The following is a 15,621-nucleotide window of genomic DNA, read 5'->3' on the forward strand; positions in this document are numbered from 1 at the left end:
AAAAGTGAATATTGAATGCACAAGATTTCGAGTGAAGAAAGTTAAAACTACTAAAGTAAATGAGTGGTTAACTTTTTTAAATGAAAATATAGAGGAAGTACTAGTTACCCTTGAAGGTGAAAAAATGTATATAGAAACCATTTTTAGGGAATTTACAAACGAACATGAATATCTTTATTGGTATTCTGTCCAGGGGAAAGGTAGACAAGTTGTAGAAGAATCCAAGCATTGGATTGATATAAAGCATCTCGCCTATTGGGAAGAATGTATAGATACATCATATCGAGCTGTAGACCTACAAACAGAGGTAGTAATGATTCCTAATCGAGTTAGTAATTCGATGAATTAGTTAAAAGAAGGGTGAAAGAAAGTAGACGCGAAATTTTCTTTACTCCATCCTTTTTAAGTTAGGTTATGTTAAAGCTAATGGTTGGTTTTGTTTAGAAAAAAGAGGGTGGAAAAGCATTTCCAAGCTCTTTTTTTCGTATTCCTTTTTACTAAAGTAACCGTTTTGGATAATCCATTTTAAAAACATTATGGATTGTCACTCATTATCCCTTGTTCAATTAGTTGCACTTTTTCTCCTAAAGAAAAAACGCCTGGTTCCCAGTTTTCTAATGCTCCATAACCACCCACTAATTTCCCATCTATTTCATAAATTGTCGCTGATAGTTTATCTCCGTTTTGTTGTTCTTCCTTTAGAGTATAAGTAGTTATTTTAGCTTCTTTTCCTTTTTGGTTATACGGTTCTAAATTTAATCCACCACTTTGTAAAGTCATTATGAGCTCTGGGTAATAATCTACTACCTCTTTGCTTGTGCTACATTTTGATTTAATATGCCAACCGTATTGTAATAAATATTCTTGATGACTTTTAGAGATGGTCTCATTTGTGTTATTGCATTCTCTATTGGTTTGTTGTTCGTTCATACCATTAGTATTCACTGCTACCCAAACGATAATAGACAAAGTCATTACAAAAAAAGCCGATAGAAAAAAATATCGCAAGTAATAACCTCCTTCCCTATACAATTTCAAACTCTTCTTACAGAATCCTGCCGGGGTAGTAAAAATAGAACCACTATCTCTAATTAAGCTGGAGGCTAAGGAAAGAGTATTATCAAAAGTACTTTTAAATATAAAAGGAGCAACAACTTAAAAGACGTTCTCTATTTGACTAAAGCACCCGTTAGCTTAACAACTATTTTTGTATTTACCGATAAAATAACTTCAAATTATTCCAATAATAAAAGGAATTACTGGACCTCCAACCTGAATCCTGTGGAAGTTTCTTCGTAAAAACTAAACATGAATAATTTGAGTAAAAGTAAACTGCTAACACCTATAAATGATATTATTTATTCCTTAAACTGCACCTTTAGTTCAATTAGAAAAAAGGCTTTACCCCTTTTTGAAGTTAAGTACCCGATTGTTTAAGAAGAAATATTTAAAGTTTAAAATCTAAATTATTAAAGTCCATTCAATATTATCTGAGTTTCTCCGCCAACTCTAAAATAATACCCTCTGGTCCACGAACGTAACATAACTTATAACTTTCTTCATATTGCTGTATCTCACTAAAGATTTCCGTACCCCTCTTTTTCAATTTTGCAACAACAGCTTCAATATCTTCAACAGCAAAGCAAATATGTCGGATACCCAACGTATTTGCAAAAGGTTGCTGAATATCTTTTTCATCTGATGGCGTATAAAATTTGACTAGCTCTATCCATGTCTGTCCATCTGGCATCCCCAATCCTACACATGCCGTTTTAACATTATTAAGCCCAACTATTCTATCCAACTGTTCACCATCCAACTCCCATTCCGCTTGCACTTCAAGTCCTAAATCAAGAAAAAACGCCTTAGCTTCTGAAAGATCATTTACGTTTATACTTACATGATCTATTCTATTGATCTTCATATCAGATACCTCCTATTTTCCGGTTATTTTTAATACCTGTATTCGTGTAAAGTTTGTTTGAAATTCTAATTCGTTTAAAACAGGAAATATCCTTCTTCAACAAACCTGTGGCAATAGTTCAACAAGAAAAAAGGCTTTACTCAATCTTGAGGTAAAGCATCCGTTAGCACAATCAGCATTATGCCTTAATTATGCCTTAACATCCGATTTTATTTTTTCAACAATTACAAATATAAAATATAAAAAAATTAATGCGATAGAAATGCCAAGATATAATTCAAATTTTGATAAAAACAATTCATTTGTCCAACCATCTGTTGGCAATAAAAATGTAGCTAAAAAATTTGAAATTCCTATACCATCATTAGCTTCAGGAATTAAACTCACTGTATAATTTTGACCCAAAGCAACACTTGAAAGTATTGAGAAAGCTACCATTGGTATTGCAGCTTGGGACATTTTCATTTTTCTTTTTGAAATGAAAAATCCAGCTATAATTCCGTATAACACTAATATAACCAAAATCATAAAAGTCCTCCCTAATTAGTCCTTTTAAATTAATCATTACGATAAGGTAGATATTCATTTTAGACATTTAAACCCGATTTATTAAGGATAAATTAACTTATTCCTTTAACAGAGCCTTAATTTAATACAATTACTTTCCTAAAATATATGCCTTTAACAACGCCACGCGTTCTCGCATACGAACCTTTTGTTCCACAACTTTTGGAGTTTTGGCAGCTACAACATCAGACTCCCAGCCTAGTTTACTTGCTAATATTTTAGCTCGCTGCAAATGGTAATCACTGGTAATAATTGTCACGGAATGTATATCGTCTGGTATAAATTCCTTTGAGAATAGCAAATTTTCATATGTTGAAGTGGCTTTGTCCTCTATAATGATCCTACTCTCTTCTACTCCATTATTCAGTAGAAATTCTCTCATCACGATAGCCTCTTCGATATCTTCATCCGGACCTTGACCCCCTGAAAGCACCAATTTTACATGGGCAAATTCCTTGGCGTAGGCAAGAGCTGCATCCAATCTATACTGTAAAGCCAGAGAGGGGACGTTCCCTTTTTTCACCTTGGCTCCTAGCACAATGGCATATTCATTTGTTCCGTCTGCTTTAGGATCCAGACCATCCTCAAGCCATTTACCCGTGAGTAACCAAATCCCAATTCCACTAGTAGCCACTACTATTAAAGGGATTAGCACGATCCACCTCATTTTAGTTTTCATGATATTACCTCATTTCACAAAGGAGCCTTCTTCCTACTTAGAAAAGTGGAGATTTTCATTTCTTCCCTACGCAATAAACGACGGAAGTTTTCAATATGCAAAACAACAGCCATCAAAAATAAGAATCCCGCAATTGCCATTGGCCCAATTCCTTCTGCATACCAAATAGATGCCGCGATAAAAACAAAGTAAAAAACAAATACACCGATTAATAAATAGTCCGTTAAAAATGTAGTCCCTATTAATAATAAAAGTCCAATTAAACCAAGTGGCCAATTAAGAGCAAGTAGCACTCCGATAAGGGTGGCGGTCCCTTTTCCACCTTTAAATTTAGTATAAAGAGGAAAGTTATGCCCGAGTATTACAGCCGCACTTGCACTATAGAGCAGAACGTCCTGTTCAACTGAAGAAAAGTCTGCGTACTGTAAAACCCAAAAACGCGTCCCGACTACGACTAAAACGCCTTTAAAAATATCAATAATTGCAACTAAAATACCATATTTTGCACCGAGAACAATAGCAGCATTTGAAGCCCCAGAATTTTTTAAACCTTCTTTTTTAATATTTACGCCACTAAAATATTGCGCTATTTTAGAACCGTGAATGGATCCAACCAGATAACTAATAATGGTGATATAAATTACTGACACAACATTTTCTCCCTCCGCTAACTTTAATATATTTAACGAATGAAAAGTTGAGAAGTTTCAGATATTTAAATTAGTGGTAGTGCACACAGAAGTGAAGGGAAATGGCCAACAATAATATTGCTAAAATACGTAAAATAATTTAAAATATAAACTATAACGTTACGGTTTGGGGTGATTTTGTTGGGAAAGAGAAATTTAAAATTGGTGAATTAGCTGAAAGAACTGGGATTACGAAACGTACCATTGATTACTATACAACTCTTGGATTGTTAAAAGCTGAACGTTCTGCTTCGAATTATCGATATTATTCTTTCGAAGCTATTGATAGACTAAGAGTTATCGAAGAACAGAAGTCTAATGGTATGTCTTTAGAAGAGATTAAACATGAGCTAGAAAAAAATTCGGTAGAAGAAATAGATATACAAGAAATTCGATTGCACATGAAATATTTAGAAAAGGAAGTTTCTCACCTATTAGAACAAATCAATAACAAAGAACAAAACACACAGCACACGATTAAAGAGAAGATATCTTCAGAAAGCGTTGCTTTAATGCAATCATTACTATTACTTATCACTTAGGAGGTGAAGTCTTACTTTTTTAGTAAGACACTTATTGACCATATTAAATCTAACAATTTTTATAATATTATTAGCGTTAACTGCATTCTTTGTAGCAACAGAATTTGCGATTGTAAAAGTACGACAATCTCGAATTGACCAAATTGTTGCGGAAGGTCGTAAAGGATCTCTTGCTGCAAAACATGTAACGACACATTTGGATGAATATTTATCTGCCTGTCAGCTAGGTATTACAGTAACAGCTCTTGGAATAGGTATGGTAGGAGAATCGACATTTGAATTCATTCTACATCCGTTGTTTGAAAGCGTTGGTATTGGTACAGATTATATTCACTATTTCACTATTGGTGGTGCATTTGCAATTGCGACATTTTTACACGTAGTCGTGGGAGAATTAGCACCTAAAACAGTTGCTATTCAAAAGGCTGAAGCAGTGACACTAGTCTTTGCTAAGCCAATTATGATTTTCTACAAAATTTTGTATCCATTTATTTGGTTCTTAAATGGATCTGCCCGGATATTAGTTGGTCTGTTCGGTATGAAACCAGCCTCTGAACATGAGTTGTCACATACGGAGGAAGAGCTCCGTATGTTGCTTGCTGACAGCTATAAAAGCGGCGAGATTAATCAGAACGAACTAAAATATGTTAATAATGTCTTCGAATTTGATGACCGTATTGCTCGTGAAATTATGGTGCCGCGCACTAAAATCATAGGATTTGAAAAAAAGGCAACTTTCCATGATGTCTTAACAATTATTTCTGAAGAACGGTATACCCGATATCCTGTGTATGAGGAAGACCGTGACAATATAATCGGTTTTATCAATATTAAGGACTTTTTAACACAAGGTATTAATAACCGAATTACATCAGAGTCATTCGATATTGAAAAATTTATGAATCCTGTAATAAATACAATTGAGTCAACTCCAATTAATAACTTGTTATTGAAAATGCAAAAAGAACGTACGCATATAGCTATTCTTCTGGATGAGTACGGAGGGACTTCCGGACTTGTTACGGTAGAGGATATTTTAGAAGAAATAGTGGGGGAAATTCGCGACGAATATGATGAGGATGAGATTGCAGATATTCGCAAAATAGAGGATGATCATTATATTATCCATTCCAATGTGTTGTTAGAGGATGTATCAAGATTGCTGAGGATTGAATTAGTTAATCCAGACGTAGATACAATTGGCGGATGGTATTATTCACAGGATATTGAACTAGCAGAAGATAATCAAATTGAACAAGATGGCTATACATTTACGATTTATGAAAAAGAGGATAATCAATTAAGCTTTATTGAAGTGAAAAAAACTATTACTTTTTCATAAATTTTCCAGCTTCATTCTATTGTTATTTTGATTAAAAAAAGAATCAGTTAAAAAAAGTTTTTTAATTTTTCGAAAAAGTGTTGACAAATAGATTGATAGAAATCTATACTGTGTAACAAGATGGAAAACTAAATCTAATACTCTTATCAAGAGTGGCGGAGGGAATAGGCCCTACGATGCCCGGCAACCAACAAGTTCTTAACTTGGAAAGGTGCTAAATCCTACAAATTCTAATGTGAATTTGGAAGATAAGAGGAGGAACATGCGAATTTGCACCCTCTTCTTAAGTGAAGGGGGTTTTTGTTTGTTCTAATCCTCCCTCGCCTCCAAAAGCGTCCATCTAAACTACATTTTAGGAGGAATTCAAATGACAAATCTTCAAAAAGAAACACTACTTTTACACGGTGGTCAACAACCAGACCCAGTGACAGGTTCAAGAGCAGTACCGATTCACAAAACAACATCCTTTGTATTCAAAAATACTGAACATGCGCAAAACCTATTTGCTCTTGCGGAAACAGGTAATATCTATTCCCGTATTACGAATCCAACTGTGGATGTTTTTGAACAACGAATTGCATTATTAGAAGGAGGAACAGCAGCAGTTGCACTTTCTTCGGGAATGGCCGCTATTGCATTCTCAATTTTAAATATTGCAGGAGCAGGGGACGAAATTATTGCTGCTGAAAATTTATACGGTGGTACATTTAATTTATTTGCTCATACATTGCCGAGATATGGAATTACTGTGAAGTTTGTAGATTCTACGGATCCAGAAAATTTCCGAGCAGCTGTTACAGATAAAACAAAAGCATTTTTTGCTGAAATCATTGGAAACCCAAGCTTAAATGTATTAGACGTTGAAAACGTGGCTGCTATCGCTAACGAAGTAGGAGTTCCATTATTGGTAGACAATACGTTTGCTACACCATATGGTTCGAATCCGATTAAACATGGTGCTCATGTAGTGATTCACTCTGCAACTAAATGGATTGGCGGTCATGGTACAACTATCGGTGGAGTAGTGGTAGATGGAGGAAACTTCAATTGGGATTCTGAGAAATTCCCTGGATTCACACAACCAGATGTGACCTATCATGGGTTAAGATACGGAATAGATGTTCCGAACGTAGCATTCGCAGTGAAATTACGCGTTCAATTGCTTCGAGATTTTGGCCCAACTTTAAGTCCTGAAGCTGCTTTCTCCTTTCTACAAGGATTAGAAACACTTCATCTACGTGTACCAAAGCACAATGAAAATGCACAGAAAATTGCTGAGTACTTAGAAAATAACGAAGAAGTGACTTGGGTTAACTACTTAGGTTTAGAAAGTCATCCTTCGCACGAGCTTGCAAAAAAATACTTACAGATCGGTTTTGGCTCTATACTAACTTTTGGAGTAAAAGGTGGTAAAGAAGCGGGTCGTAATATTATCGATAATATTGAAATTTGGTCGCATGTAGCTAACGTTGGGGATGCTAAATCACTAATAATCCATCCTGCATCTACAACGCATCAGCAGTTAACGCCAGAAGACTTGGTAAAATCGGGAGTTACAGAAGACTTAATCCGCTTATCAGTAGGGCTTGAGGCAGTAGAAGATTTACAGGATGCACTTGATAAAGTACTCGTAGGGAAAACAAATGTCCTCTCTAGATAGAATTTTATTGATAATTGGGTAAAGATGGGCTACAATATGTAAAATAGTTCTTCGTAAATAATTGCGATTTAGAATTTTACTAATAGAAGCAAATTGGAACTCAATTGTGCGGATTCAGTTGGAGGAGATAGCATGGCGACAATAAAAGCAGCAATCCTAGGTTTCGGAACAGTCGGGCAAGGGATTTACCACATTGTAAACGAAAAAAGAGAAGATCTTAAAAAGTCGTTAGGATTAGATCTGGAAATTAGTGCTATACTCGTAAATAACGTTGGCAAAGAAAGAATAGCTACACCGGGTGTCTTAGTTACTGATGACTTTGAGGATATTATCAATATTCCTGGGCTCCAAGTAGTATTCGAGGCAATTGTTAATGAGGAACCAGCATATAACTACCTATGTAGAGCGATTGACAAAGGATGTCACGTAATAACGGCAAACAAAGTGATGTTCTCTAAATATAGTATCCCATTGCATGAGCGCGCGAAGTCTCGTGGAGTATTTATAGGATATGAGGCAACAACAGCAGGTGGAGTCCCTGTTATTAAGACATTGAAAAATCTATTACAAGTGAACTCAGTGAAAAGAATTCAAGGAATCTTAAATGGTACGTCGAATTACATTTTGACACAAATGCGGCAAGATGAATGTCAATTTGATGATTCATTGAAAGAGGCACAGGACCTTGGCTATGCAGAAGCAGATCCTTATAACGACGTGTCTGGTCAAGATGCATTCCGTAAACTGATGATTCTTAGTGCACTAGCGTTTAAAAAACAACCTAATTGGAACGATGTTCGTGTAGTTGGTATTGATGAAATCTCATTAGAGGACGTCCGTAAAGCAAAGGAACAAGGACTGCGTTACCGTCATGTGGCAGAAATTGAGCAAGACGAAAACGGAGAACTTTACGCTTCTGTTGGTCCACAATTAGTAGGAGCAGACCATCCATTATATTCAATTGAAGGAGTAAACAACGCAGTTGCTCTAGATACAAACTATATTGGGACATTAACATTAGTTGGTCCAGGAGCAGGTATGTACCCAACTGCAAGTGTGATGGTAGAAGATTATGCAGAAATTATCGGCAAACGAGCTGGGTTCTTTATTACGATCTAATTTTTATAACAAAAGGACATTCTCCTCATTCGGAGAACGTCCTTTTCCTTTGTATTAATCTTCATCTTTAACATCAATATCATCCGGGATTGGAGTATTTCGCCATTCGTCGATTTGTTGTTTCAGCTCCTCAAGCTGCTGTAAGTGTGTTTCAAACTGAGCGCTATTAACGTAATACTCTTCACCATCAAAAATAGCACGAATCTTCTTTTCTGAAATATATCGTTTTACTTGATCAATAGGCATTGATAAATAATTCGCAGTTTCTTCTACTGACATATACATGTAAAATGCCTCCTATCGTTATTAGTATAAGATACGATTGGCAGTAACTCAATATGTGCTATATTGGAAGTTAGAAAATGTGGAAAGGTAGGGGAATAACTTGACCGTATTACCATACATATTTGTACTATTTGGTGCTATTTTGTGGGGAACAACTGGAACTGCACAAACATTTTTACCTGACAGTGCTCACCCATTTATCATTAGTGCTGGACGTTCTGCAACAGGAGGAATATTCCTTTTGATTATTATGGTTCTATTAAAAAAAATTAAATTCCGTTCATGGCCCTGGAAACAAACACTATACGCCGCTATTTGTATTTCATTGTTTCAGCTCTTATTCTTTTCATCGGTGCGTTTAACTGGGGTAGCAATAGCGAGTGTGGTTGCAATCGGAAGTGCACCTGTATTTTCAGGTTTAATAGAGTGGATATTTTTAAAAATGCGTCCTACAAAGATTTGGGGAATCTCCACTGGCTTAGCTATTACTGGCTGTATGTTTTTATTTGTTACAAAAGGTGAAGTGAGCATTAATCCATTAGGGGTTTTGTACTCGTTGGTCGCAGGACTTATTTTTGCATTATATACAATGACAAGCAAATCGTTGTTGCAAAAAGAAGATGCTATCTCAGTAGTTGCAATGACTTTCTCGCTTAGCGCATTATTGTTAACTCCCTTCTTTTTTATATTTGATGTAAGTTGGTTGAAGGATACTGGAAACATAGGAATCATTTTTTATTTGGGAATAGCAACTACTAGTATTGCTTATGTATTATACGGATGGGGACTACGTAAAATCCCCGCTTCCTCCGCGCTTACTTTATCTCTGGCAGAGCCGACTACAGCGGCTTTACTTGGGGTTGTTGTAGTGGGAGAAATACTTAGTGCAACTTCTTGGGTAGGAATTGGTTTATTACTAGGGAGTATAGCTATTTTAACGTTTGGAAGTAAATCATCTAGCCGACAACTTGAAAAAGAAGGTAAAGTGTCTGTTTAAATAGAACGAAATAAATACAAAAGGCTGTTTCGGGATATACCGGAACAGCCTTTCTTGAAAGATAAGAAAGTATATAAAAATGTCCTGTGAATACTGGGTTAATAGGACTTAAAAAATGAATAATACTACTGATTTCCGTTTCAGGTGGACGTCAGCATTTCTAATAACTCCCTTGGAAAACATATAGCAAAACGTCTGTCCAAAGCTCTTCGAAAACGATCGAAAATGGTTTTGGACATAAAAGGACCGGGCGTCTTTTTGCCCGGTTTTTCTTGTACGTAAAAATTAAAAATTGTTTTGGAACATTTGAAAACGTCATGTAGATGAGTATCGTCTATTAGTTAAAGGCAAGGTTAGGGGAGTGTGAGATGAATCGTTTTTTGGCAGAGCAACATTTTCAAAAAGTTATGGAAGAATATACCGACTATTTGTTAAAGCTTGCCTACTTGTATATAAAAGATTGGTCGGCTGCGGAGGATATCGTACAGGATGCATTTTTAACCTATTATCAGAAATTTGAACAGTTTGAAGAACGTTCTTCATTGAAAACTTATTTAGCAAAAATAACGATTAATAAATGTAAGGATTATTTAAAAAGCTGGCGGTATCGTAAGCAAGTGTTAACGAATAACTTTATAAATCCTGCAAAAAAGAACAGAAACCGAATCATAGAAGAGGATGAAAAGATAGAACTCGCAGATGCAGTCCTCCTGCTACCAGTAAAGTATCGAGAAGTCGTTATTTATTATTATTTTGAAGAATTATCCGTGTTAGAAATTGCTCTACTACTGTCCATCCCAGACAATACCGTCAAGACAAGGCTCAGAAAAGCGCGGTCACTTTTAAAGATTCAGTTGAAAGGGAATGATTGGGAGGTGCTAATCCATGAATGAAATAAAACAACAGCTGCTAACCAAAATGGGTGATACATCTGAACGAGTACATCGGATTCAAAAGCAGGTGAACTTAAAAAAATCAAAAAAGACTAATGAAAATAAGGAACGCTGGGTGTACTACGGGATACTCGTTACATTTATAGGATTACTCGCATTTAGCGCAAATTTATGGTCTTCAAAATTAATAAATGAAAATGGTCAACTAACAGAACCCGGATTAGTCTTACCACCAGAAGAAGAGGACACTGAAATCACTTTTGAAAAAGGGGATGATTACGAGGAACTAAAACAATATCTTCCTCCTCATGGAGCTGAGGCTGTTTTTTTAGGTGGCTTCGAAAATGGTGGAAGTACTACTCAAACGTATTGGTTGGATGATCATTATGTTCAACAGGTTATGAGTAATGATGGTGGGAGTGTAGAGCGTGTTTATCGATTAGATGGAGATCAGATCGAAATTGTTTATGAAGAGATGGTGGACGATGTATCAGGTCGATTGCAATGGTCAAGTGAAGAATTGAACAAACTTCCCAAGGGAGAGCTTTTTTTGGAAGCTCCTTTGAAAATAGGAGATGAGTATGGAGATTGGACTGTTATGGACACTTCGGGAAAGGTCACTACTACGTACGGCGATTTTACAAATGTATTGATTTTCGAAAGTATAAAAGATGACCATCGAATGAGAAGATATTATGTCCCAGGTTTTGGTGAGGTGAAATGGGAAAATGATTTTCTGGATAAGGAAAGCGGTGAATATGAACCGATGATTTACACGGACTTGGTTACATTCACTTTAACGGAAGAAGAGGTAGTAACCCCTGCTCATTTTGATGTAAAAATTGAAAATAATTTTACCCCTTCTTATAATACTCCCTGGCAGCCTTCGCCAAGTGGAAACCAGCAAGCAACAATTGAAGGAATACATGCACAGGCAGGGGAAGAAGGAGAAGATATATTAGTTATAGAAAACTTGGAAACGGACGAAACCACTATTTTTAAACTAAAAGATAATGAGCACGGGCAATATACTCCTAAGAAAGTTGAATGGATTGATGAGGACAGAGCGTTCGTCATCATAGGAAATGCATATGGGATGGTAACTATGGGGGGGAAGCTATACGAGTTAAATATTAAAGATAATATCGTTACTCCGATTATTACAGACTTAACACCGAGAGAAGAGATTATGTCTGTTAAAGTTAACCAAGATGGTACATTCACTTATGAGAAACATGTGTATGATACAGATAATATGGATCCGAGTGAAAGCCATGTAGAGGAAGGGAAACTTCCTATTCCAGCTAGGGATAAAAATATGAAAGTTAGCTTTTGGGAGAATCTAGCTCATTTAGAGACAATAGACTTAACAGGAAATGCAATAGAAAGTCTACAAGGGGCAGAAATACTGAAAAATACAGAAAATCTATTCTTAGCAAACAACAATATAACGGATATAACTTCCTTGAAGAATTTAGAAAAACTGAAGTATCTAGAGTTAAGTAACAACCGAATTACTTCTATAGATGCACTAGAAGGTATAACTGATTTAGATAATCTCCTATTAAACGGTAATCCCATTAATGATTTTACTGTTATCAGTAAACTCGAGCATTTAACTTTTCTATCTTTAGAAGAGACACAGTTAGATACGCTTACAGTTGTTCACAAACTGAAATACTTAAATCGAATAAATATTTCAGAGACTAAAGTGTCAGATTTGACACCTTTAGAAAACTTAAAGGAATTAACGTATCTAGATATTCGAGGAACCAATATAACAAGCATTAAACCATTAGTAAAGCTGGATAAGCTAAAATATCTTTTATTGGACAAAGACAAAGTATTAGATTGGGAATTATTAGCTAAAAAAGATGGCCTTCGAATATCCGAGGAAATTATTCTTGCAGAATAAAAAATTATTTATTCTAACTAAAATTTGTGTAACAAGAAAGGGAGGGTGTGACGTGAGTCATGCCCTCCTAAAAAGCTTTCTTAATTAATATTATTGTTGTTCTGTAGTCCGTCTAGCTTTCTAGAAATCTCTCTTAAAAGCATATTGCGTTCATTACTAGATTTAACAAGTGTTAATAAAAACCAAATAACAAAAATCCAAAAAACAAAGAAAATAAGTACCGGAATAAGTGCAATTATACTACTCATAAAGGGCTCTCCTCCTTTAATTAAAACTATAGAATAATTGGAAAATACCGTTAAATTATTTAGGAGACGGGCTTAAATGTTCGTGTATTAAAAGCCATTTATCGTGAGTTTTCACAAATACATTGGTAGCTCTACCTTCACCACTGGCATAATCTCCGTTAATATAGCCTTCGTAGAAATAAGTATAAATACATGTAGCAGATGAATCTCCTTTGAAGAGCCATTTAATTTCACGTGCTTCATAGTTCTCGTCCCTGACATAAGTCCAAGCGTTTTCAAAATAGGACTGTATTTCTTTGTGATTAGTACAAGTTTGATTTGAGAAAAAATACATAGCCTCTGGGTGTAAAACCTTTCGGACTTCTTCAAAGTCATGTGTGTTCGTTGCTTTAATATACTCATGCAATATTTCCATTATTAACCTCCTTTATGTATTAATTTAATATTAAGTAAAACTACTAATTTAGACAATTCTTTATAGGTTCCGGCTTGGAGGACTATTGCCAAAGGAAAAAAGAAGCTTACCATGTTGGTGAGCTCTTGTTTAAGAGTGATTTTGTTTAATGAACGATAGGGACATTTCTCCGTGCTTAAAAACCTAAAGCACTGCGAACATCTGCCATATAAGATTGACTTACAGGCAATTCGGTCCCATCCAGTAACTGAACTAGTAAATTGGAAGAAAAATCGCGTACAATTCGGTCGATAAATGAAATGTTTACAATATAAGAGCGGTGAATCCGTAAAAAGCTATCGGGTAGTCGAAGTTGTAAATCTTTCAGGGGGATACTTGTTTTATAAGGTTCCTTATTGGCATAGAACCATGTCTTTTTTTGGAGACTTTCTATATGTGACACTTTTTCAATTGGAATAGGCTTCCATTCATCTTCTTGCTTCCCAGTCAAAAATTTATAAGGAGCAGTAAGGGGGACTGAGTGATGAGGAGGGAGTATAACTACTAAGGCAGCCTTCTCTCCGTTAATCTCAATCGGATAACCGATTCCGAAATAAGGTGCTTGTGAAAATGTATCCACCAGTACAGCTTCTGTTCTACATCCTTTTCTCAGTACCAGATCTGCAATACTATTGGTCTGAAATTTTTGTCCTTCTTTTATATGAAGACCATGTCCCCTTGCCAAATAGTAAATATACTGATCCCCTACTGCAATAGCGATAGAGGCCTCTTTCGGAGCCCATTCCTCCATTATTAAACTGTACTGTTTTAATTGTTCTTGTTTAAATTCCACTAATACACCTCCAAAATCATAATATTCTGCATTCGTCATTCTGATTCTTCTTTCATCCCTAAAAAATGGTCTTTCATCCAAAAATCAATACAAGAAATATCATTGTGTTATATATTAGATTACAAGAAAAGGAACTGTTATGATACAGTAAAAAAGTCGTATTTTTAAACAATGTTCCTCTAAAAAATATTAGGGAGTGTATGTAAATGTCAAAAAGACAACAACAGGTAGAAGAGCTTCAACAACAATGGAAAGAAGAAAGTCGCTGGAAAGGAATTGAACGTCCATATTCAGCAGAGGAAGTAGTGAAACTAAGAGGATCTGTCATCATTGAACAAACATTAGCTCGTAAAGGAGCAGACCGTTTATGGAAGTCGCTTCACCAAGAAGACTTCATCAATGCCCTTGGAGCATTAACTGGTAACCAGGCAGTACAACAGGTAAAAGCTGGACTTCAAGCGATTTATTTAAGTGGTTGGCAAGTGGCAGCAGATGCAAACCTTTCGGGACAAATGTATCCGGACCAAAGCTTATACCCAGCGAACAGCGTACCGGCCGTAGTTAAGCGTATTAATCAAGCGTTACAGCGTGCAGACCAGATTGACCAAGCAGAAGGTAGGGAAGATGAGTTTGACTGGTTCGCGCCTATCATTGCAGATGCGGAAGCAGGGTTTGGTGGACCATTAAATGTTTTTGAACTAATGAAAGGTATGATTGAAGCTGGAGCAGCTGGCGTACATTTAGAGGATCAACTTGCATCGGAGAAGAAATGTGGTCACCTTGGAGGTAAGGTTCTTCTGCCAACTCAAAATGCTATACGTAATTTAGTATCAGCTAGACTTGCTGCAGATGTAATGGGTGTACCAACTGTACTAATTGCACGTACAGATGCAGATGCTGCTGATATGGTTACAAGTGACATTGATCCACGTGACGCGGATTTCTTAACAGGCGAAAGAACACCTGAGGGATTCTTCAGAACAAAACCAGGAATCGAACAAGCAATTGCACGTGGCTTAGCTTACGCGCCATATGCAGATCTTATCTGGTGTGAAACGTCACACCCTAGTTTAGAGGAAGCAAAACAATTCGCTGACGCTATTCATGCACAATTCCCAGACAAATTGCTAGCTTACAATTGTTCGCCATCATTCAACTGGGAAGCAAACCTGGATCAAGAAACAATTGCAAAGTATCAAGTAGAGCTAGGGAAAATGGGCTATAAATTCCAATTCGTAACACTAGCCGGTTTCCACGCTTTGAACCACAGCATGTTTGAACTAGCGCATGACTATAAAACAAACGGCATGGCTGCTTACTCTAAGCTTCAACAAGCAGAATTCGCAAACGAAGCAAAAGGGTACACGGCGACTAAACATCAGCGTGAAGTAGGAACTGGATACTTCGATGAAATCTCACAAATCGTTTCGGGAGGAACTTCTTCTACTACAGCGATGAAAGGTTCTACAGAGGTAGCACAATTTGCTTAAACCAAACATGGGGATGGGAGGTTA

The 15,621-nt window shown here is 36.2% G+C and carries 18 protein-coding genes and 1 riboswitch; of the genes, 9 read left to right on the forward strand and 9 right to left on the reverse strand.

Annotated elements, in window-relative coordinates:
- The first annotated feature begins 4 nt into the window (after positions 1-4).
- Positions 5-349 carry a DUF6176 family protein gene (locus ACIQX2_RS05100; RefSeq protein ID WP_402847574.1) on the forward strand — a complete coding sequence of 115 codons (345 nt, stop codon included), beginning with the start codon at positions 5-7 and terminating at the stop codon, positions 347-349.
- 185 nt (positions 350-534) lie between these two features.
- On the opposite strand, the gene ACIQX2_RS05105 is transcribed toward ACIQX2_RS05100, so the two are convergent.
- The 5 genes from ACIQX2_RS05105 to ACIQX2_RS05125 all read right to left on the reverse strand — a co-directional run bounded on the left by ACIQX2_RS05105 (position 535) and on the right by ACIQX2_RS05125 (position 3,820).
- Complete coding sequence (locus ACIQX2_RS05105; RefSeq protein ID WP_402847575.1) at positions 535-1,008, reverse strand: DUF4830 domain-containing protein; 474 nt, start codon at positions 1,006-1,008, stop codon at positions 535-537.
- A gap of 478 nt (positions 1,009-1,486) precedes the next feature.
- Positions 1,487-1,924, reverse strand: a complete 438-nt coding sequence (locus ACIQX2_RS05110) for a VOC family protein (RefSeq protein WP_402847576.1) — start codon at positions 1,922-1,924, stop codon at positions 1,487-1,489.
- 189 nt (positions 1,925-2,113) lie between these two features.
- Entirely contained in the window at positions 2,114-2,452 is a 339-nt protein-coding gene (locus ACIQX2_RS05115; RefSeq protein WP_402847577.1) for a hypothetical protein, read from the reverse strand.
- Between the two features lie 130 nt (positions 2,453-2,582).
- The gene (locus tag ACIQX2_RS05120; protein ID WP_402847578.1) at positions 2,583-3,170 is read right to left on the reverse strand and encodes a YdcF family protein; all 588 of its coding nucleotides are present in this window, start codon (positions 3,168-3,170) and stop codon (positions 2,583-2,585) included.
- Between the two features lie 14 nt (positions 3,171-3,184).
- Positions 3,185-3,820: a glycerol-3-phosphate acyltransferase gene (locus tag ACIQX2_RS05125; protein ID WP_402847579.1), complete on the reverse strand. Its 636-nt coding sequence runs from the start codon at positions 3,818-3,820 to the stop codon at positions 3,185-3,187.
- Between the two features lie 200 nt (positions 3,821-4,020).
- Between ACIQX2_RS05125 and ACIQX2_RS05130 the strand changes: the two genes are divergently transcribed.
- The 4 genes from ACIQX2_RS05130 (at position 4,021) to ACIQX2_RS05145 (ending at position 8,522) form a co-directional block, all read left to right on the forward strand.
- The gene (locus ACIQX2_RS05130) at positions 4,021-4,401 is read left to right on the forward strand and encodes a MerR family transcriptional regulator (protein WP_402849078.1); all 381 of its coding nucleotides are present in this window, start codon (positions 4,021-4,023) and stop codon (positions 4,399-4,401) included.
- Positions 4,402-4,435: 34 nt separating this feature from the next.
- Positions 4,436-5,743 carry a hemolysin family protein gene (locus ACIQX2_RS05135; protein ID WP_402847580.1) on the forward strand — a complete coding sequence of 436 codons (1,308 nt, stop codon included), beginning with the start codon at positions 4,436-4,438 and terminating at the stop codon, positions 5,741-5,743.
- 140 nt (positions 5,744-5,883) lie between these two features.
- Positions 5,884-5,998, forward strand: a riboswitch (SAM riboswitch).
- Positions 5,999-6,110: 112 nt separating this feature from the next.
- Positions 6,111-7,403 (forward strand): O-acetylhomoserine aminocarboxypropyltransferase/cysteine synthase family protein, encoded by a 1,293-nt coding sequence (locus tag ACIQX2_RS05140; protein WP_402847581.1) that lies wholly within the window; start codon positions 6,111-6,113, stop codon positions 7,401-7,403.
- 132 nt (positions 7,404-7,535) lie between these two features.
- Entirely contained in the window at positions 7,536-8,522 is a 987-nt protein-coding gene (locus tag ACIQX2_RS05145) for a homoserine dehydrogenase (RefSeq protein WP_402847582.1), read from the forward strand.
- Positions 8,523-8,576: 54 nt separating this feature from the next.
- Here ACIQX2_RS05145 and ACIQX2_RS05150 read toward each other — a convergent pair whose 3' ends face one another.
- A complete protein-coding gene (locus ACIQX2_RS05150) occupies positions 8,577-8,807 on the reverse strand; it encodes an excisionase family DNA-binding protein (RefSeq protein WP_402847583.1) in 231 nt (76 codons plus the stop codon).
- 100 nt (positions 8,808-8,907) lie between these two features.
- Here ACIQX2_RS05150 and ACIQX2_RS05155 point away from each other — a divergent pair, with 100 nt between their 5' ends.
- The 3 genes from ACIQX2_RS05155 (at position 8,908) to ACIQX2_RS05165 (ending at position 12,612) form a co-directional block, all read left to right on the forward strand.
- Positions 8,908-9,804, forward strand: a complete 897-nt coding sequence (locus ACIQX2_RS05155; protein WP_402847584.1) for a DMT family transporter — start codon at positions 8,908-8,910, stop codon at positions 9,802-9,804.
- 368 nt (positions 9,805-10,172) lie between these two features.
- Positions 10,173-10,697, forward strand: coding sequence for a sigma-70 family RNA polymerase sigma factor (locus ACIQX2_RS05160; RefSeq protein ID WP_402847585.1), 525 nt, complete (start codon positions 10,173-10,175; stop codon positions 10,695-10,697).
- Entirely contained in the window at positions 10,690-12,612 is a 1,923-nt protein-coding gene (locus ACIQX2_RS05165) for a DUF4652 domain-containing protein (RefSeq protein WP_402847586.1), read from the forward strand. Before ACIQX2_RS05160 ends, ACIQX2_RS05165 begins: the two co-directional genes overlap by 8 nt.
- 80 nt (positions 12,613-12,692) lie before the next feature.
- Here the strand turns inward: ACIQX2_RS05165 and ACIQX2_RS05170 are convergent, their stop codons facing one another.
- From ACIQX2_RS05170 to ACIQX2_RS05180, 3 genes are all read right to left on the reverse strand, one after another.
- On the reverse strand, positions 12,693-12,860 hold the full coding sequence (locus ACIQX2_RS05170) for a hypothetical protein (RefSeq protein ID WP_402847587.1): 168 nt from the start codon (positions 12,858-12,860) through the stop codon (positions 12,693-12,695).
- 55 nt (positions 12,861-12,915) lie between these two features.
- On the reverse strand, positions 12,916-13,275 hold the full coding sequence (locus ACIQX2_RS05175) for a YybH family protein (protein ID WP_402847588.1): 360 nt from the start codon (positions 13,273-13,275) through the stop codon (positions 12,916-12,918).
- 175 nt (positions 13,276-13,450) lie between these two features.
- Entirely contained in the window at positions 13,451-14,146 is a 696-nt protein-coding gene (locus ACIQX2_RS05180; protein WP_402847589.1) for a LytTR family DNA-binding domain-containing protein, read from the reverse strand.
- Between the two features lie 167 nt (positions 14,147-14,313).
- On the opposite strand from ACIQX2_RS05180, the gene aceA reads away from it, so the two are divergent.
- Positions 14,314-15,597, forward strand: a complete 1,284-nt coding sequence (gene aceA, locus ACIQX2_RS05185) for an isocitrate lyase (protein ID WP_402847590.1) — start codon at positions 14,314-14,316, stop codon at positions 15,595-15,597.
- Positions 15,598-15,621 lie beyond the last annotated feature (24 nt).

The organism is Psychrobacillus sp. NPDC096623 (assembly GCF_044762655.1).
Taxonomy (GTDB): Bacteria; Bacillota; Bacilli; order Bacillales_A; family Planococcaceae; genus Psychrobacillus.